Annotated in this window: 16 protein-coding genes; 9 read left to right on the top strand and 7 right to left on the bottom strand. The window is 71.2% G+C overall.

Going from position 1 to position 21,369, the window contains the following annotated elements; translation table 11 throughout:
* Window positions 1–448: 448 nt before the first annotated feature.
* Complete coding sequence (locus ACFYPC_RS08435) at window positions 449–1,624, top strand: acyltransferase family protein (protein WP_388672676.1); 1,176 nt, start codon at window positions 449–451, stop codon at window positions 1,622–1,624.
* A gap of 109 nt (window positions 1,625–1,733) precedes the next feature.
* Here ACFYPC_RS08435 and ACFYPC_RS08430 read toward each other — a convergent pair whose 3' ends face one another.
* A complete protein-coding gene (locus tag ACFYPC_RS08430; protein ID WP_388672674.1) occupies window positions 1,734–2,669 on the bottom strand; it encodes an SDR family oxidoreductase in 936 nt (311 codons plus the stop codon).
* 131 nt (window positions 2,670–2,800) lie between these two features.
* On the opposite strand from ACFYPC_RS08430, the gene ACFYPC_RS08425 reads away from it, so the two are divergent.
* Entirely contained in the window at window positions 2,801–3,367 is a 567-nt protein-coding gene (locus ACFYPC_RS08425) for a TetR/AcrR family transcriptional regulator (RefSeq protein WP_388672672.1), read from the top strand.
* Window positions 3,368–3,396: 29 nt separating this feature from the next.
* Here ACFYPC_RS08425 and ACFYPC_RS08420 read toward each other — a convergent pair whose 3' ends face one another.
* Window positions 3,397–4,308, bottom strand: a complete 912-nt coding sequence (locus ACFYPC_RS08420) for a sulfite exporter TauE/SafE family protein (protein WP_388672670.1) — start codon at window positions 4,306–4,308, stop codon at window positions 3,397–3,399.
* A gap of 381 nt (window positions 4,309–4,689) precedes the next feature.
* Between ACFYPC_RS08420 and ACFYPC_RS08415 the strand changes: the two genes are divergently transcribed.
* The gene (locus ACFYPC_RS08415; RefSeq protein ID WP_388672668.1) at window positions 4,690–7,638 is read left to right on the top strand and encodes a beta-galactosidase; all 2,949 of its coding nucleotides are present in this window, start codon (window positions 4,690–4,692) and stop codon (window positions 7,636–7,638) included.
* Window positions 7,639–7,654: 16 nt separating this feature from the next.
* Here ACFYPC_RS08415 and ACFYPC_RS08410 read toward each other — a convergent pair whose 3' ends face one another.
* The 5 genes from ACFYPC_RS08410 to ACFYPC_RS08390 all read right to left on the bottom strand — a co-directional run bounded on the left by ACFYPC_RS08410 (window position 7,655) and on the right by ACFYPC_RS08390 (window position 11,102).
* Complete coding sequence (locus ACFYPC_RS08410) at window positions 7,655–8,497, bottom strand: SMP-30/gluconolactonase/LRE family protein (RefSeq protein ID WP_388672666.1); 843 nt, start codon at window positions 8,495–8,497, stop codon at window positions 7,655–7,657.
* Complete coding sequence (locus ACFYPC_RS08405; protein ID WP_388672664.1) at window positions 8,494–9,267, bottom strand: IclR family transcriptional regulator; 774 nt, start codon at window positions 9,265–9,267, stop codon at window positions 8,494–8,496. The genes ACFYPC_RS08410 and ACFYPC_RS08405 overlap by 4 nt, the downstream gene beginning before the upstream one ends.
* A gap of 128 nt (window positions 9,268–9,395) precedes the next feature.
* Window positions 9,396–10,640, bottom strand: a complete 1,245-nt coding sequence (locus ACFYPC_RS08400) for a helix-turn-helix domain-containing protein (protein WP_388672662.1) — start codon at window positions 10,638–10,640, stop codon at window positions 9,396–9,398.
* On the bottom strand, window positions 10,637–10,948 hold the full coding sequence (locus ACFYPC_RS08395; protein WP_388672660.1) for a hypothetical protein: 312 nt from the start codon (window positions 10,946–10,948) through the stop codon (window positions 10,637–10,639). Before ACFYPC_RS08395 ends, ACFYPC_RS08400 begins: the two co-directional genes overlap by 4 nt.
* A 1-nt stretch (window position 10,949) precedes the next feature.
* Entirely contained in the window at window positions 10,950–11,102 is a 153-nt protein-coding gene (locus ACFYPC_RS08390) for a hypothetical protein (protein ID WP_384385684.1), read from the bottom strand.
* Window positions 11,103–11,388: 286 nt separating this feature from the next.
* Between ACFYPC_RS08390 and ACFYPC_RS08385 the strand changes: the two genes are divergently transcribed.
* The 6 genes from ACFYPC_RS08385 (at window position 11,389) to ACFYPC_RS08360 (ending at window position 21,355) form a co-directional block, all read left to right on the top strand.
* The gene (locus ACFYPC_RS08385) at window positions 11,389–12,366 is read left to right on the top strand and encodes a DUF3068 domain-containing protein (protein WP_388672658.1); all 978 of its coding nucleotides are present in this window, start codon (window positions 11,389–11,391) and stop codon (window positions 12,364–12,366) included.
* Between the two features lie 326 nt (window positions 12,367–12,692).
* Entirely contained in the window at window positions 12,693–13,883 is a 1,191-nt protein-coding gene (locus ACFYPC_RS08380; protein ID WP_388672656.1) for a glycosyltransferase family 4 protein, read from the top strand.
* A 197-nt stretch (window positions 13,884–14,080) separates the two neighbouring features.
* Complete coding sequence (locus ACFYPC_RS08375; protein WP_388673394.1) at window positions 14,081–14,806, top strand: class I SAM-dependent methyltransferase; 726 nt, start codon at window positions 14,081–14,083, stop codon at window positions 14,804–14,806.
* The gene (locus tag ACFYPC_RS08370) at window positions 14,803–19,284 is read left to right on the top strand and encodes an alpha-(1->3)-arabinofuranosyltransferase family protein (RefSeq protein ID WP_388672654.1); all 4,482 of its coding nucleotides are present in this window, start codon (window positions 14,803–14,805) and stop codon (window positions 19,282–19,284) included. Before ACFYPC_RS08375 ends, ACFYPC_RS08370 begins: the two co-directional genes overlap by 4 nt.
* Window positions 19,281–20,600: a condensation protein gene (locus tag ACFYPC_RS08365; RefSeq protein ID WP_388672652.1), complete on the top strand. Its 1,320-nt coding sequence runs from the start codon at window positions 19,281–19,283 to the stop codon at window positions 20,598–20,600. Before ACFYPC_RS08370 ends, ACFYPC_RS08365 begins: the two co-directional genes overlap by 4 nt.
* On the top strand, window positions 20,597–21,355 hold the full coding sequence (locus tag ACFYPC_RS08360) for a class I SAM-dependent methyltransferase (RefSeq protein WP_388672650.1): 759 nt from the start codon (window positions 20,597–20,599) through the stop codon (window positions 21,353–21,355). Before ACFYPC_RS08365 ends, ACFYPC_RS08360 begins: the two co-directional genes overlap by 4 nt.
* Window positions 21,356–21,369 lie beyond the last annotated feature (14 nt).

The raw sequence follows: 21,369 nt of genomic DNA, 5'->3' as shown, positions 1-21,369 counted from the left end.
GTCTCGGTGACGCCGTGCGCGACACCCGTTCGGGTGCGTGTGTCCCGTGCTCCGGCGGGCAGCGGAGCGGGATGAGAATTCTCCGCGGAGACAGATCGTCCCTGCTCGGGGCGCGCGCCCACAGGGCGGGCCCGGTGGTGACCGCCCTGGCGACCGCCCTGGTGACCGCCCTGGTGACCGCCCTGGTCGAGACGGTCGAGACGGTCGAGACGGTCGAGACGGTCGCTCAGGAGCCTCCCAGACTGGGCGAGTACGGTGCGATTCGGGCGGCGCGACAACCCTGTGAGCGCCGGAGCACCCCTGTGAGAGCCGACGCGCGATGCCGCCGGGCTGTCGTTCACACGCCGGGGCGCGGGGCGGGTGAGCCGGATCCGCCGTGCGCCGCGCCGGCAGCTCTCCATCATTCGGACGATGGCTCCCGCACGGGCCGGACAGGCGGAATGGACACGTGATACAGGCCGGAAGCGTCGCCGCCGAGCACCGGCGGCAGCAGCACCAGCCCCTCGAACACGACACACTCCCGCCGACGAGCGGCAAGCCGCCGGCCGCTGCCAAGGACGCGCGGCCCAAGCCCCGGCTGTACGTGATCGACGCACTGCGGCTGGTGGCCGCTCTGATGGTGGCGGTGCACCACTACATCGGCACCTACCGGGCCGACCAGCCCGGCAACCTCATCTGGGACCGCCCGGTCTCGGAGATCTTCCCCAGCCTCTACCCGCTCGCCACCTACGGCTGGATCGGCGTCGAGTTCTTCTTCGTCATCAGCGGCTTCGTCATCTGCATGTCGAGCTGGGGCCGACGGGCCAGGGACTTCTTCGTCTCGCGCGTCATCCGCCTCTACCCGGCCTACTGGTTCGCGGTGCTGTTCACCACCGCGGTACTCACGCTGTGGCCGGCGGAGTTCACCGCCATCCCCTCCGTGAAGGTCATCCTCAACCTCTCCATGCTCCAGCAGGGCGAGGGGGCGCCCGCGGTGGACGGCGTGTACTGGACGCTCTGGTCCGAACTGCGCTTCTACGTCATCTTCATGCTGGTGGTGGCGACCGGGCTGACGTACCGCAAGGTCGTGATGTTCTGCTGCGTCTGGGGCGCGCTCGCGGCGGTCGCGCCCAACTCCGGGATTCCGCTGGTGGTGACGGTCGTCAACCCGGAGGCCGCGTGGTTCTTCATCGCCGGCCTCGCCCTGTACCTCATGCACCGCTTCGGCCAGGACCTGCTGCTGTGGGGCATCCTGGGCCTGGCCTGGGTGATGTCCCAGAACCAGCTACTGGCCCGGATCAGTGTGGAGAAGGTGTCGAGCTGGTCGGGCTCGCTGATCCTCTACACGCTCTTCCTGCTCCTCATGGTGGCCATCGCGCTCGGCCTGACCGACCGAATCCAGTGGAGGTGGCTGGCCACCGCGGGATCACTCACCTATCCCTTCTACCTCCTGCACTACGGCGTCGGCACCACGCTGATCCACCATCTGCACGACAGCATCGACGCCCGCCTGCTCGTCCCCGCGGTCGTCGTCGCGATGCTCGCGCTGAGTTGGCTCGTCCACCGCTTCGTCGAAGTACCGCTGGCACGAAAACTCAAGCAGGGCCTGACCAGCGCGTTCAGCAGACTGGACGCCAAGCACTGAACCAGGCCCAGCGGGCCGGGACGCAGTCCCCTGCGTCCTGGTCAAGGAGTCATGCCGAGGGCGTGTGGACGTAAAGGAGTCAGGCCGAGGGCGTACGGAAGTAAAGGAGTCAGGCCGAAGGCGTGTGGAAGTAGTGGCCCTTGTCGAGGTCCTCCAGGAGCCCGGGTTGGACCGGCTGCCACCCGAGCAACTCGCGGGTCAGCGCGCTCGATACCGGACTGTCGACCCCCAGAGGGCCGGCCAGCCAGCCGAAGTGCTCGCCCGCGTCCTCGGGAGCGACGGAGGCCACGGGGATGCCGAGATGGCGTCCGATCACTTCGGCGATGTCGCGGATCGGCACGCCCTCGTCGGCGACGGCGTGCAGCGTCGAGCCCGCCGGTGCCTTGTCCAGCGCCAGGCCGATGAGGTGCGCGGAATCGAGCCGGTGCGCGGCGGGCCAGCGGTTGGATCCGTCGCCGATGTATCCGGAGACGCCCTTGTCGCGGGCGATGCCGACGAGGGTCTTCATGAAGCCGTTGTCTCCTTCGCCGTGATTGGTCGGGGCGAGCCGCACAACGGACGAGCGGACTCCGCGGGAGGCGAGGGAGAGCGCCAGTTCGGCGGTTGCCAGCCGGGCCTGCGGGCCCTCGCCCCAGGCGGCGACCTCCCGGGCGGGACCGTGCCCGTCCTCTTCGGTCCCCATCCGCCCGGAGGTGAGCCCGAGCGTCCCGGAGGCGATGAGCAGCGGCCGGTCCGAACCGGCGAGCGCCTCGCCGAAGGTCTCGACGGCACGGCGATCCGCGTCGGCGGCGCTCCCGAAGCCCCCGGAGAAAGCGATGTCGTGCTTGAACGCGAGGTGGATCACACCGTCCGACGCGGCGGCTGCCTCGCGCAGAGCGTCGAGGTCGTCGAGCGTGCCGCGGTAGACCTCCACTCCGGCCTCGGTGAGGGCCCCGGCTGACGCGTCGGAGCGGGCGAGCCCGGTGACCTGGTGGCCCGCGCCGATGAGTTCGGGGACGACGGCGGATCCGATCCAGCCGGACGCACCCGTCATGAACACGCGCATGGGAGACCTCCTGAGTGGTTTCGGCTGCTCGCACGACGGCGAACGACGCACGACGGCGAGGCAGTCGATGACAGTGACTGCCATCAGCCTACATCTGATGCCAGTCACTGTCATCACATAGAATCCGGGGCATGAGTCGATGGGAGCCGAACGCACGCGGCCGACTGGCGCAGGCCGCACTGGAGCTCTACAGCGAGCGCGGGTACGAACAGACCACCGTGACCGAGATCGCCAGGCGGGCGGGGCTCACGGAGCGGACGTTCTTCCGGCACTACGCCGACAAGCGCGAGGTCCTGTTCGAGGGCTCGACCTCGCTGGAGGAGCTCCTCGTCGGCGCCCTGAACGGCGCACCGGAGTCCGCGACCCCGATCGACGCGGTGGCCGCCGCCCTCGACGCCGCCGCGGCGGTCTTCGAAGAGCGCCGCGAACACTCCCAGAGGCGCCAGAAGGTCATCGCCGCCAACGCGGAGCTGCGGGAGCGCGAGCTGATCAAGCTCGCGTCGCTGTCCGCGGCGCTCGCCGACGCGTTGCGCCGGCGCGGTGTCACGGACCCGGCCGCGAGCCTGGCCGCCGAGGCGGGTATCGCCGTCTTCAAGATCGCGTACGAACGCTGGGTCGGCGAGACCAACCAACGGCAGATGGCACAGCTCATCAGGGAGTCACTGGACGAGCTCAAGGCCGTGACCGCGGGCAAGTAGTCAACTGGGCTTGTGCGTGCGGGAGTGCGTCACCGGACCGCGACGGGCTGCAGTTCCCCGGCCGTCGATTCCTCCGCCTTCTCCCTGCGGTAGGCGCGGATCGAGTACGTCAGGGCGCCGGCCCACAGGACGTAGACGAGGACGTACACAGGGGTGCTGGCCGCGCCGGACGCGGCGATCCAGTCGCTCTTGAGGAGCGTACGGACGTTGGTGACGATGATGATGCCGCCGACCGCGGAACCGAGGACGCGTGGCGGGACCAGCCGGACCAGCCAGGCGGCGACGGGTGCGGCGACCACGCCGCCGAGCAGGAAGGCGGCGACCCAGCCCCAGTTCAGGCCCTGGGAGCCGAGGGAGAAGAGGAAGCCGAGGCTCGCGGCGACGGCGACCAGGAACTCGCTGGTGTCGATCGAGCCGATCACCTTGCGCGGCTCCATCCGGCCGCTGGCGAGCAGTGCGGGTGTGCCGACGGGTCCCCAGCCGCCTCCGCCCGTCGCGTCCAGGAACCCGGCCACCAGGCCGAGCGGCGCGAGGAACCGCGTGCGGAGCGACTGGCCGAGCTTGTCCTTTGGCATGCCGCGGAAGGTGAAGCGGGACATGACGTACAGGCCGAGGCCGAACAGGATCAGGGACATCGCGGGCTCGGCGACCTCGGTGGAGAGGTGGGAGAGCACGGTCGCGCCGAGGAAGGAACCGACGGCGCCCGGCACGCCGATCCTGGCGACGACCTTCCAGTCCACGTTGCCGAAGCGCCAGTGGGAGGCGCCCGACATCAGCGTGGTGCCGATCTCGGAGAGGTGGACGGTGGCCGAGGCCAGCGCCGGGTTGGTGCCCATGGCGAGCAGCAGGGTGGTCGAGGTGACGCCGTAGGCCATGCCCAGGCTGCCGTCCACCAGCTGGGCACCAAGGCCCGCGAGAGCCAGCAGTATGAGCGTGCGCATGGGGAAGCCGTTCCGTCGTTCTGGGTTTCCGGTCTTTCCCATCGGTCCGACGGGATTCTGTTCCCGTCGGACAGGCGGGTTTCTGTTCCCGTCCGACCGGCGGGTTTCCGTTCCCGTCGGACCGACAGGAGTGGACGGGATTGGACGCGAGGGGACGCGAGGGGACGGGACGTGACGCTAAGGGGAGAACCTGAGTGCGCCCTTAGTGCGGAATGAGGACGCTTCACAGACGGGACCCGGCCTCGCCCTGCCGGACGGCCGGGCTCCACTGGCGCCCGTACCGCGTAATCGACCCGCGGCGAGATCCTCATACGACCATGTGGAACGAACCGCTGTGGACAATGGCCGCACCCGAGCCGCCGCTGTCCAGGGGAGAACCGCATGGTGTTGAGCAGACGTACCTTCAGCGCACTCGCCACAACCACCGCTCTCGGCTTCTCCCTGAGCGGCAGTGGGAGCAGTGGCGCGTACGCCGTCGATACCGCGCCCACCGGAGCCGCGCCCGGGCCGCCGGTCGCCGACGGCGACCGGCACACCGTCGGCTTCGACAGGTACTCCATGCTGATCGACGGCAGGCGCGTCGTCCTGTGGTCCGGCGAGGTCCACCCCTTCCGGCTCCCGAGCCCGTCCCTGTGGCGTGACGTCCTGCAGAAGCTGCGCGCCCACGGCTACAACGCCATCAGCATCTACGTGTCCTGGAACTACCACTCCTCCGCGCCCGGGACGTACGACTTCACCGGTGTCCGCGACCTCGACCTGTTCCTGCGCATGGCCGCCGAGACGGGTCTGTACGTGATCCTGCGACCGGGGCCCTACATCAACGCCGAGGTCGACGCGGGCGGGTTCCCCGGCTGGCTGACCGCCACCGAGGGCGTGGCGAGAACCTCGGACCCGACTTACCTGAAGCACGTCGACGAGTGGCTGACCGTCGTCGACCGGATCGTCGCCCGGCACCTCTACACCGACGGCGGCGGCACGGTCGTCCTCTACCAGCTGGAGAACGAGTACGCGGACCACGTCAACAGCCCACTGGGCCGCGACTACATGGCCCACCTGTACGCCAAGGTCCGAGCCGACGGCATCGACGTGCCGCTGTTCCACAACGACAAGGGCAGGAACGGCCATTGGGCCCCCGGGACCTTCGACACGGGCGGGGAGAGCGGGCGTTACCTGTACGGCTTCGACGGGTATCCCTCGCCGGTCAAACCCCCGCCGGACTGGGGTTACTTCGGGGTCGGTGGTACGAAGGGGGGCTCGACGGCGAGTCCCGGTACCCCGGGATTCATGCCCGAGTTCGGGGGCGGCTGGTTCGATCCCTGGGGCGGGGTCGAGTTCGACGGCAAAGGGTACGCGGAGTCGGCCAGGACGCGCGACGCGGCGTACGAACGGCGTTTCTACCTCACCAACCTCGCCAACGGCATCAAGGTCCACAACGTCTACATGACCTTCGGCGGCACCTCCTGGGGCTGGCTGCCCGCGCCGATCGTCTACACGTCGTACGACTACGGCGCCGCCCTCGACGAGGCCCGCCGGCCGACCCCCAAGCTGGTTCCGATGCACCAGATCGGGCAGTTGCTGCACTCCGTGCCCGACCTGGCCAAGCTGGACCGCGCGGAGCCGGTCACCGGGACGGACCCGCGGGTCAAGGTGTATCCACTGGTCAACCCGGACACCGGCGCGCGCTTCTACGTCGTACGCAACGACACCGCGGCGGAGGTGACCACGGCGCTTCCCTTCTCGGAGCATCCGCTCACCGTGCCCGCCCTCGACGCCCGGCTGCTGGCCACCGGGATCGCCCTCGGGCGGCGGAAGCTTGCGTACTCCACCGCGCAGCCGATGCTGTGGCTCGCGACCGGGCGGCAGGACATCGCCGTGCTCACCGGACGCTCGGGGGAGACCACCGAGACCGCGCTGGAGTGTGCGAGTGAGCCGACGGTGACCGTCCTTGAGGGGTCCGCGGCATATGAGTACGAGAGTGGTGTGCTCCGGGTTTCGGCTCAACTCGACGGTCTTACGCGGGTGTTGGTGAAGGGCGGCGGCACCTCGACACCGCTTCTGTTGCTCCTCGCGGACGACGACACCTCCGGACGGCTGTGGCGGTACGACACCCCGTCGGGCCCAGTGCTGGTGCGCGGCCCCGCGCTCCTGCGCACCGCCGGCCTGCGCGGCTCCACCGTCCATCTCACCGGCGACACCGTGGAGGCGGCCGACCTGGAGGTGTGGGGACCACGCGGGGCGAGTGAAGTCGTCTGGAACCAGGGTGCGTTGAGGACTCGTGCCACGCCCTCCGGGAGTCTGCAGGCCGAGCGGCGGCTGCCCGGCGTGCCGGGTGTCCGGCTCCCCGAGCTGACCGGCTGGCGACGGTCCGAGGAGAACCCGGAGTCCGCCGCGGACTTCGACGACTCGGGGTGGCAGGTCGCGGACAGGAGGTCCTCGTACAGCACCACCCCCGTACCGGCCGGGCAGCCCGTGCTGTTCGCCGACGACTACGGCTTCCACTACGGGGACGTCTGGTACCGGGGACGCTTCGAGGGCGCGGCGGAGTCCGTGTCCCTGGCCTTCACCACGGGCACGCAGGGTGTGCTGATGGCCTGGCTGGACGGGCGGCCGCTGGGCACACACCGGATGCCGGTGCCGGACAAGCAGACGGTCAGGCAGGGGACTTGGGCCGACACGGCGGTCTTCCCCCTCCCGACCGGCGAGGGGCCGCACGTCCTCTCCGTCCTCGTCCGCCGTATGCAGCACGACCAGGACGGGAAGGCGGACGACACCCACAAGGCGGCCCGCGGGCTGACCGCCGTGACCTTCAACGGGGCCTCCCCCGGCGTCACTTGGCGGATCCAGGGCGCGGCGGCCCCGGATCCGGTACGCGGGCCGCTCAACCACGGCGGGCTGTACGGGGAGCGCGAGGGCTGGCACCTGCCCGGGTTCGCGGACGGCGGCTGGAAGAAGGCGGGCTTCCCGCGGGCCGAGCGGCGGCAGGGCGTTGTCTGGTACCGCACCGGATTCCGGCTCTCCGTCGACCCCGGCGTCGACGCCTCGATCGGGCTCACGCTCACCGACGACCCGGCCCGCGCCTACCGCGTCCAGATCTTCCTGAACGGCTGGAACATGGGCCAGTACATCAACGACGTAGGCCCCCAGCACACCTTCGTCCTGCCGAACGGGGTGCTGCGCACACGTGGCGAGAACACCCTGGCCCTCGCCGTCCTGTCCGACGGGAGCACACCTTCAGGTCCCGGCGAGGTGAGGCTGACGCTGCTTGGCAGTGCGGCCGGAGGAGTGCCGGTGACGGTGGTGGAATCTCCCGGCCGTGTTCGCGCGAGGTAGGGCGCTTCGGTCGGCGCTAACCGGCGAACGCCGCCTGGTGGAGTCCCTTGCCGGCGCCGGGCACCACCAGCACCGAGCCCGACAACGGATGCGGTGCCTCCAGGCCCGTACGGGCTGTGGTGATGTACAGATCGGTGAGGTCGGGGCCGCCGAACGCGCAGGCGGTGGGGCGGAGTACGGGCAGCTCGATCACACGGTCGAGGTTCCCGTCCGGGGTGTAGCGGTGGATCGCGCCGCCGTCCCAGAGGGCCACCCAGACGCAGCCGTCGGCGTCGACGGTGAGACCGTCGGGGAAGCCGTCGGTCACCGCTGCCAACTGGCGCCTGTTGACCGGCAGTTGATCATCACCGAGGTCGAACACGTCGATGCTTCGGGTCGGCGAGTCGACGTAGTACATCAGCCGACCGTCGGGGCCCCAGCCGATGCCGTTGCTGACGGCGACGGAATCGAGGACGGTCCGTGCGCTGCCGTCGGGGGCGAGCCGGGACAGGGTGCCGCCGCCGGCCGCCTCGTCGTAGCGCATGGTGCCGAACCACAGGGCGCCGTCGGGCGCGACCGCCGCGTCGTTGCCACGGCGGCCCGGGACGAGCTCCCGGTACAGCCACCGGAAGCCGTCGATGCCGTCGTAGACCCCCACGCCGTCACGGAGGTTGACCACCAGGCCACCGCCCGTGCGCGGCTTCGCGGCGCCCACGTGCTGCTCGGTGACCATGACCGTGCGACGGCCGGTGCCCGGGTCGTAGGTGTGGACCCGCGAGCCGAGGATGTCGACCCAGATCAGCCGCTGCTCCCGGGAGTCCCACGTGGGCCCCTCCCCCAGGGTCGCGTGCTCGTGCACGGCGACCTCGACCGCCGTCATCCCACGCTCCGGTGGCCGAGCCGCTCGGACAGCTCGGCGGCGCCCTTCACGGCGAGCTGCTCCAACTCGGCGCGGCGCTCGTCGCTCCAGCGGATCATCGGTACGGAGATGGAGAGGGCGGCGACGACCTGGCCCGTGCGGTCGCGCACCGGGGCGGCGACGCAGCTGACGTCCGGATTGGACTCGCGGCTCTCCACCGCGATGCCCCGGCCGCGGATCTCGGCGAGGGCCTCTCGCAGGGCAGCCGGCTCGGTGATGCTGTTGGGCGTCATCGCGACCAGCTCGGCCTCGTCCGGGAGGCGGGACGTCAGCTCCTGATCGGGGAGCGAGGCGAGCAGCATCTTGCCGACCGAGGTGCAGTGGGCGGGCAGTCGGCGGCCCGTCGCGGACACCATGCGCACGGCGTGCGTGGAGTCCACCTTCGCGATGTAGATGACGTCGGTGCCCTCCAGGATGGCGACGTGCACCGTCTCGTCGCAGGTCTCGGCGACCGAGCGGGCGACCTGCTGGCCCTCGGCGGCGAGGTCCAGCTGCTCCGCGTACCGGCTGCCCAGCTGATACGGCCGTACCCCTAGCCGGTAACGTCCTGGCTGACCGGGCACCTGGACGATGTACGAGCGGGCGGCGAGTGTGGTGACCAGCTCGTGCACGGTCGTGCGCGGCAGTTGCAGCCTGCGCACGATGTCCGGGGCGGAGAGCGTGCCGTCGCCGTCGAGGAAGAGCTCGAGTATGTCCAGAGCTCGGGTCACGGCAGGTACGAGTCGTCCCACGACCGGCCCCCTCCCTGCGTTCGAGATGTCAACAGCCGATCGGCATGACGAACACAGGTTACTCATGGTGGTCTTGTGGGGGCAATGGGTGTGCGTTGTGCGTGATCGCTGGGGCTCGGGGCGGGTGACTACCGCCGGGCTCTGGGATCTCCCAGTTCCCCACGCAGGCGTTGCGCCCTGAGCACCAGCTCCAGCTCGAAGCGACGGTCGGGGTCGTCGACCTCGTCGCCCCACAGCTCCCTTATCTGGCGCAGGCGATAGCGGACGGTCTGCGGGTGGACGCCGAGGCGGGCCGCGACCTCGGGGGCGCCACCGCGCGTTTCCAGCCAGGCGAGCAGGGTCTCGGCGAGGCGCCGGCCGTGTGTGGGGCCGCAGTGGGCGAGGGGCGCGAGGCAGCGCAGGGCGAGGTCGTCGATGAGTTCCTCGGGCTGGAGGAGGACGAGGGCCTCGGTGTGTTCCGTGCAGTGCAGGACCTCACCGGCGGGCAGCAGGCGCCGCTCCATGAGGTGTACGGCGGCCTCCGCCCAGCGCAGTGACTTCGCGGCGTCGGCGAGCGGCACCGGGGGGCCGATGGCGCCGGACCAGCCGGTCAGCGCGCGGTGCAGCAGTTCGGGGCGGCCGGCGGCGTCGGGTTCGGGGACGACCATGCGGGGCTGCTCGTACTCCATGTCGAGCAGGATGCCCTGGCCCACTGCGGGCGCGACGGCCTCCCGGGCGGGGCGCAGCAGTACCCCGACGGCGACCTTGTCGGGCAGTTGCCAGCCGATGCGTGCGGCGCGTTCGGTGAGTGCTTCGGCCGGGTCGCCCCGGTGGTGGTGTTCGGAGAGCAGGAGCTCCATCAGGCGGCGTTGGAGGCGCAGGCGTTCCCCGGCCTGCCGGGCGGCGGCCTCTGCGTAGCCGCGTACGGACTGGTCCACCAGACCGTCCAGGTATTCGTAGCCGGCGTCGACGAGTTCGTACATCGCCGGTGGCGGGATATCGACCCGCTGTCCGATCTCGGCGAACCGGCGCCAGGCGAGTCTGACGCCGAGCCGGTAGATCGCCTGGAGCGAGTCGAGGCTGCGGCCGTTGAGGCCCTCGCCGCGGCCGAACTCCTGGAAGACCTCCGGGTGGACACGGGGCCGGCCCTCGGCGGTCTCCAGGTGCTGCACGAACACCTCGATGGCGCGGCGGATGCCGATCAGCGCCATGGGCTCGCCGGAGTCGTCCAGGAAGACGGGCAGCGTCGGGTACTCGTGGCGGATCTCCTGCAGGATCTCCTCGGCCAGCACCGGCGCCTCGGCCATCGCGAGCGCCGCGAACTGGCGCACCTGGAGGCGCGGGACCTCGCGCCAGGCCGAGCGCGTCGTGACGGTTCCCGGCCGGGGGGTCACGTCGGGGCTCCGGTGAGGAACGAGCCGGGTGCACTCACCGGCGGTCCTCCGGTGAGCGTCGGGCCGCGCGGGGTCACGGTCGGCCCTCCGGTGAGCGACCGGCCTGGTGCGCTCACCGGCGGCGCTCCGGTGAGCGCCGGGCCGCGCAGGGACACCGGCGGCATTCCGGTGAGCGCCGGGACGCGCAGGGACACCGGCGGCATTCCGGTGAGCGACCGGCGGCGCGGGGCCGCGGTCAGCACACCGGTGAGCGACCGGCCAGGAGGAGGCGCCGGCGGCGCTCCTGCGCGCGGCGGGTGGGGCGGCATGTCAGCGCTCCTGCCCGGCGTTCTCGTATGTGATGAGCGGGGTGTTCGGCTGGTCGGGAGTCGCTTCGAGCAGGGCGACGATGCCGAGCGCGGCACCCACCGCGAGTGCGGTGGCGCCAAGGACGGTCAGTGCGGCGGCGAGCAGTCTGGACATCGCAGGTCAGCCTCTCTGTCGGAGGTCGTCCCCACCCCTGGCCGCTTCGTCCGCGGCCGTGGTCGTCCCACGGCCGTGCGGTCGGCGACCCCTGCCCGTTCCCCGTGGTGCGTTCCCGATGTTCGCCGGTCCCGTCCGGCAAGTCCACAGTCTCGACAATGCATTGACACCCCGTCAAGGGTGCGCCTACGGTTCCCGGCCCATACCGCAGGTGCACTTTCCCCACGGTGTCGACCCGCCCGCACGACCCGCGTGTCGAGCCGCCTCACGCCCCTGGAGTGCCCGGATGCACCGGAAAGCCTCGCCCGTCTCCCTCATCCTCTTGGGCCTCGGGACCTTTCTCCTCGTGCTGGCCCCGCTGCTCGCGTGGTACGTGAAACCACATGCCGCCGTGAATCCGATCGACATCGACCAGACCGCCGTCTACACCGGCACGGGCAGCGTCTTCGACGTCACCAAGGTCGAGACCGTGCCCGACCAGAAGATCACCGTCACCCAGAAGGTACGCGGTGACGTCGCCGCCAGCGAGACCAGCGGAAACGGGGTCTGGGACGTGACGACCACGGTCGACACGGACAAGTCGCTGCCCGCGGCCGACCCGCACGACGCGCTGGAGTTCACCCCGCACCGGTGGGTCATGGACCGGGCCACCAACAAGCCGGTGCACTGCTGCCAGGAAAAGCCGTACATCCAGGGCGAGGCGTACCTCAAGTTCCCCTTCGACGTGCAGAAACGCGCCTACCGCTGGTGGGACAACTCCCTCGGCGCGACGGTGACTTTGAACTACCGGGGTACCAAGAAGATTCAGGGGTACGCGGGTTACCGGTTCACCGGGACGGTCCCGGCGACCAGGACCGGGACACGGCTCGTACCGGGCGCGATCGTCGGCGAGCCCGAGCGCAGCCAGGTGCTCGCCGAGGAGTGGTACGCCAACCACCTCGTCGAACTCGTCGTCGACCAGCGCACTGGACGGGTGCTGTACGCGCAGGTGGGACCCCGTAAGACACTGCGGGCGCCGGGCGGAACGGAGGACGCCGCGGTGCTGTTGGACGCCGAGAAGCTCGCCTTCACCACGGACACCCAGAAGTTTGCGGTGGACCGGGCCAAGGAGGAGAGCGGCCAGCTGCGCGCCGTGGGGGAGACGTTGCCGATCGGGGCGGGTGCGCTGGGACTGGTACTGGCCGCGGTGGGTGTGGTTTTGGTCGTACGCGGCCGTACGCATCCCGATACGTCCGAGTCCTCCCAGCCTGTGACCACGATGTGATGAGGCGTCAGCCCACAAAGCTGAAAAATTGTCACCTAAGTGAGTAGCAGCATCGAACCGCCGGGCGAAAACTATCCACCCCCACCCGAGCACAGCCCGCCCACACCCCCGATACAGCCAATGCCCACAAATCCCACAGAACGGCACACACCCACGGGTCCGCCAGACCGCCAGCCCGCCACATCCGCAGGACCGGCCGCAAAATCCACAACCCGCAACCGAACCCGCAATCCGCAATCCGCAATCCGCAATCCGCAATCCGCTCGATGAACGACCGTCCGACCCCCCACGCTGAGTTCCGCACCCTGAGACGAGTTGGAGCACCCATGCCCCAGCACGTGCCGTCCCCTCACCCGTTCTCGACTCCGCTCGAGCGAGAGGACCCCCACCGCGCCGCGTTCCCGCGCCCCGTGCAGCACCTTCCGGTGCTCCACCAGCCGCCGCGCCGCATCGTCTTCCTTGCCCGCCGGGATCTCGACAACCCGGCGGCCGGCGGCTCCGAGCTGCTGGTCGACCGCCTCGCCGAAGGGCTGACCCAGCTCGGTCACCAGGTCACCCTGCTGTGCGGCGGGCCGGCGGCCTACCGCGACTACCGGGTCGTCTCGGCCGGCAGCGACCTGGGGCACTATCTGCGCGTCCGCCCCACGCTCCACCGGCAGGTCGGTGACTGCGACCTGCTCGTCGAGGTGTCCAACGGCATGCCCTACCTGGCGCCGCTGTGGCACCGCGGACCCACGCTCTGCCTGGTCAACCACGTCCACACCGACCTGTGGCGGATGCGGTTCGGCGGACCGCTGGCGCCGGCGGCCCGGATCGGCCGAAGACTCGAACACTGGGCGCTGGCCGGCGCCGCACAGCGCCGCAACCTGCTGGTCGCCGTCTCTCCGTCGACGGCCCACGCCCTGCACGCGATCGGAGTCGAGCGGGACCGGGTCCGGGTCGTGCACAACGGGGTCGAAGAGCCGGGCCCCCAGGGCCCGCGCTCGCCGGAGCCGCTGTTCGTGGCGATGGGGCGGCTCGTCGAGTACAAGCGGATCGATCTGCTGCTGCGGCTCTGGGAACGGGTACGCCCCGTCACCGGCGGACGTCTGGTGATCGTCGGGGACGGCCCCGAGCGAGAAAGCCTGGAGCAACTCGCGGGCCCCGGCGTGGAGTTCGCCGGCCATGTCTCCGAAGCCGAGAAGCACCGGCTGCTGTGCGCCGCGTGGCTGCTGCTGCATCCCTCGGCGGTCGAGGGCTGGGGCCTGGTGGTCACGGAGGCGGCGGTCCGCGAGACCCCGGCGGTCGCCTTCGACGTACCCGGTCTGCGCGACTCGGTGGTGGACGGCGAGACGGGTGTACTGGCTCGGGGCGAGTCCTCCTTCGCGGCGGCCTGGTGCACCCTCGCCCTCTCCGCCCACCGCCGCACCCTGATGGGCAAGGCGGCCCGCGACCGTGCCGCGCGGTACCGCTGGAACCACACGGTCCGCCGGTTCAGGGCGGTGGCCGCTGAGGCGGTGAGGGGCTGGGCACCATGACCGGCCGCGAGGACAGCGAGGCGCTGGGCACCCAAAGCGACCGCCAAGGCAGCGGGGCACAGCGCACCAGGTACGACCGCGAAGACAGCAAGGCGCAGGGCACCCAAAGCGACCGCGAACGCAGCGAGGCACAGCGCACCAAGAACGGCCGCGAAGACAGCAAGGCGCAGGGCACCAAGAGTGCCGCCACCACACGCATGAAGGACCCCTCCGTACGCCGGTCCTTCACCCTCTTCCGGGCCTTCCTGCACGAGCAGGACGACCCGGAGGCCTGCTACTCGATGCTCGCCCGTGACGCCGCCGACCAGGTCGAGGCGTACGGCGGCGCCGTCGAGAACCGCACCGTCGTGGACGTCGGTGGGGGCAGCGGGTACTTCACCGAGGAGTTCCGGCGGCGCGGGGCGCACGCGTACCTCTTCGAACCGGACATGGCGGAGCTGGGGCCGAAGCCGCCCAGCTCGGCGGTCGTGGCGGACGGCTACCTGCTGCCGCTGGCCGACGGGGTCGCGGACGTCTGTTTCTCGTCCAACGTCCTTGAGCACGTGGCCGATCCGCAGACGTTCATCAGCGAGCTGGTACGGGTGACCCGGCCCGGCGGGCTGATCTACGTGTCGTTCACCAACTGGCTGTCCCCGTGGGGCGGTCACGAGTGGGCGCCCTGGCACTACTTCGGCGCCGAGCGGGCGCGGGCCCGCTACCACCGGCGTACCGGAAAGACCGCCAAGCACACCCTCGGCGAGAACCTCTTCGCCGTACACATCGGAAGCACCCTGCGGCAGGTGCGCGCCCGTGACGACGTCCATGTCGTCTCGGCGCGCTCCCGCTACTGGCCGTTCCTCGCGGGAGCCGTCGCGAAGGCGCCGGGGCTGCGCGAGTTCGCCACCTGGAATCTCCTTCTCATCCTCCGGCGGTCCTCACCATGACGAGCACGGTCCAGGCTCCACCCCCGGCAGCCGCCCGCCCCACCGTGACCACTTCGGGTCCCCCTCAGGGGCCGCGGTCGCGGCGGTGGCTGCTGGGGTTCTGGGCCGTGCTGTTCGTGCTGTTCCTGGTCGTGCATCCCGGGCGCACGACCTTCGACACCAAGCTCGGTGTCGTGCTCGATCCATGGCAGTTCCTCTCCGATCTGGGCCAGTTGTGGCACGACCGGGGCGGCTTCGGCGGCATCCAGGACCAGTACGTCGGCTACGTCTGGCCGATGCTGCCGTTCTACGGCCTGTGCAAGCTCATCAGCCTGCCGGTGTGGCTGGCTGAGCGGCTGTGGATGTCGCTCATCGTGTCCGTCGCGTTCTGGGGCGCGCTGCGGCTGGCCGAGCGGCTGCGCATCGGCACGCCCGCGTCCCGGCTGCTCGCCGCCGTCGCGTACGCGCTGTGGCCGGTGTTCACGATCGTCGTCGGCTCGACCTCGGCCGCCGCGCTCCCCGGCGCGTTTCTCCCCTGGGTCCTGCTCCCGCTCACCAACGAGCGTTACAGCGCCCGCGTCGCGGCGCTCCGCTCGGCGCTGGTCATCCCCTTCATGGGCGGGGTGAACGCGGCCTCGACGCTCGCCGCGCTGCTCCCCGTCGGCCTGTACCTCCTCTCCCGACCAAGCGGCACCCGGAAGCGCAAGCTGATCGCCTGGTGGGTGCCGGGGGTGATCCTGGCGACCGCCTGGTGGGTGGTCCCGCTGCTGGTGCTGGGCATCTACGGCGAGAACTTCCTTCCCTACGTGGAGACTTCACAGACCACGACGGCCACCATGTCGGCGGCGGAGACCCTGCGCGGCGCCGGCAACTGGGTCGCGTATCTGCACTTCGGCGAAGCCTGGCTGCCGGCCGGCTGGACGGTCGTGTCCTCGGTGGTCGTGGTCGTCTGCTCGGCGCTCGCGGCGGGCCTCGGCCTCGCCGGACTCGCCCGCCGTGACCTGCCCGAGCGGCGCTGGCTGGTGCTCACCGTACTGTCGGTCGTGCTCATCACCCTTGCCGGGTACGGCGGTTCGTTCGGCGCGCCCTTCCACGGCGTGGTCCAGGACTGGCTGAACGGCGGGCTCGTCCCCTTCCGCAACATCTACAAGTTCCAGGTGGGGCTCGCGCTGGCCCTCGTGTTGGGGCTGGCCCATCTGGTCGGGATCGCCTCGGAGGAGCGAGGGGCCAGGCAGGTCCGCGGGCGCCGCTACGCCCCGCTGATCGCCGCGGTCCTGATCCTCCCCGGCCTCGCCTGGCCGTATCTCAACGGGTCGATCCTGAACCCGGGTTCCTTCCAGGAACTCCCCAAGTACTGGCAGTCCACGGCGGACTGGCTGGAGAAGTACTCTCCCGACTCCCGCGCCCTCGTCGTGCCCGCCACCGCGCACGGCATCTACACCTGGGGCTCCCCCATCGACCAGCCCCTGGACGTGCTCGCCGAGTCCCGCTGGGCACAACGCGATTACGTCCCCTTCGGCACCGCGGGCAACCGGCGCGCCATGGACGCGGTCGAGCAGTCGCTGATGACGGGTTCCGAAGTCCCGGGCCTGGCCGACTACTTGAGCCGGGCCGGTCTCTACTACGTCGTCGTACGCAACGACCTGGACCCCGACCAGCTGGGCTATGTCCCGACCACGACCGTGAAGCGGACCCTGGAACAGTCGGGCTACCGGCGTGTGACGGGCTTCGGCCCCGAAATGACCGGTGGCCGGATCGCCGAGGACACTCCCTTGCAGGTCGAGGGCCTGTATCCGCGCCAACGTGCCGTGGAGATCTACGAACCGGCGAGCGCGGACGTGGTGCGGCCGGGGCAGGCCGGGCTCAAGCCGATCGCCGACACGGCCGTCGTCTCCGGCGGTCCCGAGGCGCTCCTCCCGCTCTCCGCCGACCCGTCGATGCGGGACCGCGCCGCCGTGCTCACCGGCGACAACCATCCAGGCCTCGGCACCCCTGCCGTCCAGGTGGTCGGCGACGGGCTGCGGCGGGCCGACACCCGCTTCGGTCTTGTCAACGCCAACACCTCGTACACGTACACGGCCGACCAGCGCAACGACAGCGACAGTGCGCAGGACCCGGGCGAGAAACCGCACCAGATCCTGCCGACCAGCGGCATCGAGCACCAGACGGTCGCCGAACTGCGCGGCGCCCGCGAGGTGACGACCTCCTCGACCGGCAACTGGCTGTTCTACCTGCCGCAGTACGACCCCGTGAACGCCTTCGACGGCAACCCGGACACCGCGTGGGCGGAGGGCTCGGCGGGCTCGGCGGACGGGCAGTGGCTGCGGATCGGCTTCACCGGATCCGTGGACATGCCGTCGTCGTTCAGGGTGACTCCGCTGCCGCAGGACGGTGTGCGCTCGGCGGCGACGCGGGTGCGGGTGGAGACGGAGAAGGGTTCCGCGACGAGCTATCTCCAGCCGAACGGGATGACGCAGAGCATCAAGTCACCGGCCGGTTCGACGAGTTGGCTGAAGATCACGATCGTCGCCTCCACCGCGCAGCACGCCGGCCTGACCGGCGCCGGCTTCTCCGAGATCGACATCCCGGACGTGCAGGTGACCCGCCTGCTGAAGCTCCCGACGGACGCCGCCGACTCGGACGCCGGCGCCGAGATCGTCTCCCTGCACCGCTCGGCCGACCCGACCGGGCTGTCCCCGACGGGCACGGAGGCGGGCCTGCACCGCACCTTCTCGACGTCGACGGCGGGGACGTACGAGATCAGGGCGAGCGCGGTGCCGGTCCCGGGCGAGGAACTCGACAGGCTGCTCTACGAGGTGGCGCCCGAGCAGCAGAGCCGGATCGTCGCGACGGCCGACTCGACGGCGCAGCTCGGCGCCGGGCTTTCGGCACGCAATCTCACGGACGGCGACCTGACGACGGCATGGATCGCGGGCGACAAGGCGACGATCCACCTGAGCTGGCCGGACAGGCAGCCGGTCTCCTCGATCGTCCTGGCCCCGGCGGGCGGTCTGTCCACCCGGCCCACGAAGATCGCCATCAGCTCCCCGGACGGGGCGGCGATCGTCGGCGTCGACGAGAACGGCTGGGCACGCTTCGAGCCCATCACCACCGACCAGCTCGACATCACCGTCACCGAGACCGCGCCGCTGACCGTCCACAACCCGGTCGCGGACGCCGACCTGCAACTTCCGGTCGGGCTCACCGAGGCGTACATCCCGGCGCTCGACCAGTACCGCACCCCGCAGCCTTCGGGCACCCGCGAGTTCTCGCTCCCCTGCGGGGAAGGGCCGGTGCTCGCGGTCGACGGGAAGCTGTACGGGACGAGCGCCACCGGGACGGTGGAGGACCTGGTGGAACGCCGGGCCATCGACCTGACGCTCTGCCAGGAAGGGCGTGAAGATGCCGAGTTGGACCTCGGTACCGGCGCGCACCGAGTCGAGGCCGGGGACGCGGGACCGCTCACCGTCACCGATGTGACGCTGACCCGGGGGACGGTCGCGGAGGCCGCCACCGCCGGGCGTGAGCTGGGGATACGGGACTGGCTCGGCGACCGCCGCGAGGTGACGGTCGGCTCCGGCGCGGCCTCGTACCTGACGACGTACGAGAACTTCAACGACGGCTGGAAGGCGACGCTCGACGGCAGGGAACTCACGCCGGTACGTCTCGACGGCTGGCAGCAGGGCTGGCAGATCCCGTCCGGCGCGGGCGGCACGGTCAAGCTGTCGTACGAGCCCTCGACGACGTACGAGGCCGGGCTGATCGGCGGCGGAGTCGGCGTGGCCGCTCTCGTGGGCCTCGTCCTGTGGCGCCGCCACGAACCCAACCCCGACGAGCCGCAGCCGGTGCCGCCGGGGCCCGGGGTGTGGCTGGGCCTGGTCGCGCTCACGCTGGTCGCGATCCTGATCGCCGGGTTCTTCGCGCTGCTGGTCCCCGCGCTGGCGCTGCTCGCGTGGAAACGGCACACGCTCCTCGTACCGATCGCGTTCCTCGCGCTCGCCGGGGCGGGGATCGCCGCCGCGACGGGGGCCGGGGAGGCGGTGTCCGCGGATGCGGGGGCGTTCTCGGCGGTGGCTCAACTGCTCGCGCTGATCGGGCTGTTCGCGGGGCTGGTGACTGTCGGGGAGGCCGCTCCCGCCGGTCCGCCCCCTTGGCGGCGGTCGTCGTCACCGGACTCGGCCGGGTCCGAGGCGCCGACGGCGCCGTTGCCGCAGCGGGTGCGGGGGGAGAGCCCCGGGCCGGGGTTCGATCCCCGTGCGGGGGACAAGCGCGGCTCTACCGATTCGCGGGCCGAGTCAGGGGCCGACTCCGAGTCCCGGACCGACGTTGATTCGCCCCCTCCGCCCCTACCCGTCCCCTCACGGGGCTCCACCCCGGACCCCGCTCCTCAAACGCCGGAGGGGCTGGATTCTCCTCCGGCGGGACCGACGATCTCCGCTCGCGGGCCCGGGTCCGGGTCCGCCCACTCCGTCGACGCAGAGAGGGACAAGGCCATATGACCGCGGTCGAGCACCCGGCACGCAGCGGCGCGGACGGGCCGGTCGGACCCCCCGCGCGGGTCCCCTTCCCCGTCGTCGACGAAGTCGCCCGGCACTGCCTGCAGGAGGCGGAGCCGGAGACGGTCCACATCGAGGTGCACGTGCCCGGCAGGCTGGACCCCGCCCGTATACGGGCGGCCTTCACCGAGGCGCTGCGCCGGCACCCCAGGATCCTGATGCGGGAGGCCCCGGGGCCCTGGTACCGCCTGCGGTACGAGTGGGAGCTCACCGAGGGCCCGGACGTGGAGGTCGTGACGTTTCCGCCGCCGGACCGGGACGCCCTCAAGCACGCCCGCGACCGGGCGCTGGACGACGCCCCGCCGTTGTCGGCCGCGCCGCCGGTACGCCTGGAAGTCGTCGACGAGGACGGCGCGTCCGACGGCACCGTCCTCTTCCTCACCATGAACCACACGGCACTCGACGGCCCCGCCTGCCTCCGCATCCTGGCCACGACGGCGGAACTGTACGGCGGGCGGGACAACTCCCCCGCCGCACCCCCTGTACGCACACCCGGTGCCCCCGAGGCCGAGCAGGTGGACAACCCCTCCACCTGGGCTCCGCCCGCCCGCGTCGCCCGCGGCACGCCCGAACCCTCCCCGGGCAACGGCATGCTCGTCACCGAACTCAGCGTCCCGCGCCGCCCCAAGGGCTCCCCCTACACGGTGAACGATCAGCTCATGGTCACCACCGCCCTGATGCTCGCCCACTGGAACAGGGAACACGGCGCCCGTCCCCGCCCGCTGCGGATCACCATGCCGGTCGACGACCGGCCCCGGGACATGGGCATGCCCATCGGGAACGGCACCAGACTCGTCGAAGTCACCTTCGCGTCGCAGGAGTTGGACGCGGAAAGGATGGGCGAGCTGCTGCGCCGCACCGCGCTCCGCACCCAGGCCCTGAAGTCCGTGGAGCGCCCCCAACTCGGCCACGGAGCGGCGCTGCTGACCGCTCCCGTGGTCCCGGTGTCCTGGCGCGCGGCCGTCACCCGGGGCCTGCGCAGGGCCGCCGCGCCCTGGACGTCGACCACACTGCTGAGCAACATCGGCCGGGTCCCGTACCCGCTGGACTTCGGGGAGGCGGCGGGCCGCGCCACCGCGGTCTGGTTCTCCGCGCCAGCCCGGATGCCCCGCGGCCTGACCGTCACCACCGCCTCCACCGCGGGCCGCCTGCATGTCGCCCTGCGCTGGTCGCGCAGCCTGCTCAGCCACGGTGACGGCGCCCACCTCCGCGACCTCTTCGAGCACTATCTGCACGCGACGGAGGAGAACGGCCCATGACGACAAAGGCTCCCGCGGCCGCGCGGACAACAGGCGCCGTACGCCGGGGACTTCGCGACTTCTACGAGGACCCGGCGGTCCCCGTCGCGTCCGGCGGCGCGCGCAGCCTGCGCCAGGCCCGGATGCTGGCCGCCGCGCTCGGCCCGGCGACGGCGGGCGCGAAGACCGTCCTGGACGTCGGGTGCGGCGACGGCTCCGCCGCCGCGACCGCCGCGCCCCTCCTCGCCGGGCACCGCCTGGTCGGCGTCGACTGGTCGCAGGACGCCCTGCGCCGGGCCCACGCCCATGTGCCGTACGTGATCCGCGGCGAACTCAGCGACGGCGGGCTGCCGTTCGCGACGGGATCGGCCGACGCGGTGCTGTTCAGCGAGGTCATCGAGCACCTCGTGGACCCGGATTCCGCGCTCGACGAGATCCGCCGGGTGCTGCGCCCCGGGGGCCACCTGATGCTCTCCACCCCGAACCTCGCCGCCTGGTACAACCGCGCACTGCTGCTGGCCGGCGTGCAGCCGGTGTTCTCGGAGGTGAGCCTGCGCGCGATCCACGGCCGTCCCGGCAAGGAGGTGGTGGGCCATCTGCGGCTCTACACGGCCCGCGCGCTGCGGGAGTTCGTGTCCGCGTCCGGATTCGAGGTCGCCGGGCTGAAGGGGGCGCCCTTCCACGGCGTACCGCGTCCGCTGCGCCCGCTGGACCGGCTGGCCTGCGCGGTCCCGTCGGCGTCCTCCATCCTGCTCCTGCACGCCAGAAGGACGTAGACCATGTGGTGGGG

It is taken from the genome of Streptomyces sp. NPDC005808, from assembly GCF_042871385.1.
Classification (GTDB): Bacteria; Actinomycetota; Actinomycetes; order Streptomycetales; family Streptomycetaceae; genus Streptomyces.
This window is presented reverse-complemented; position numbering and strand designations above follow the sequence as displayed.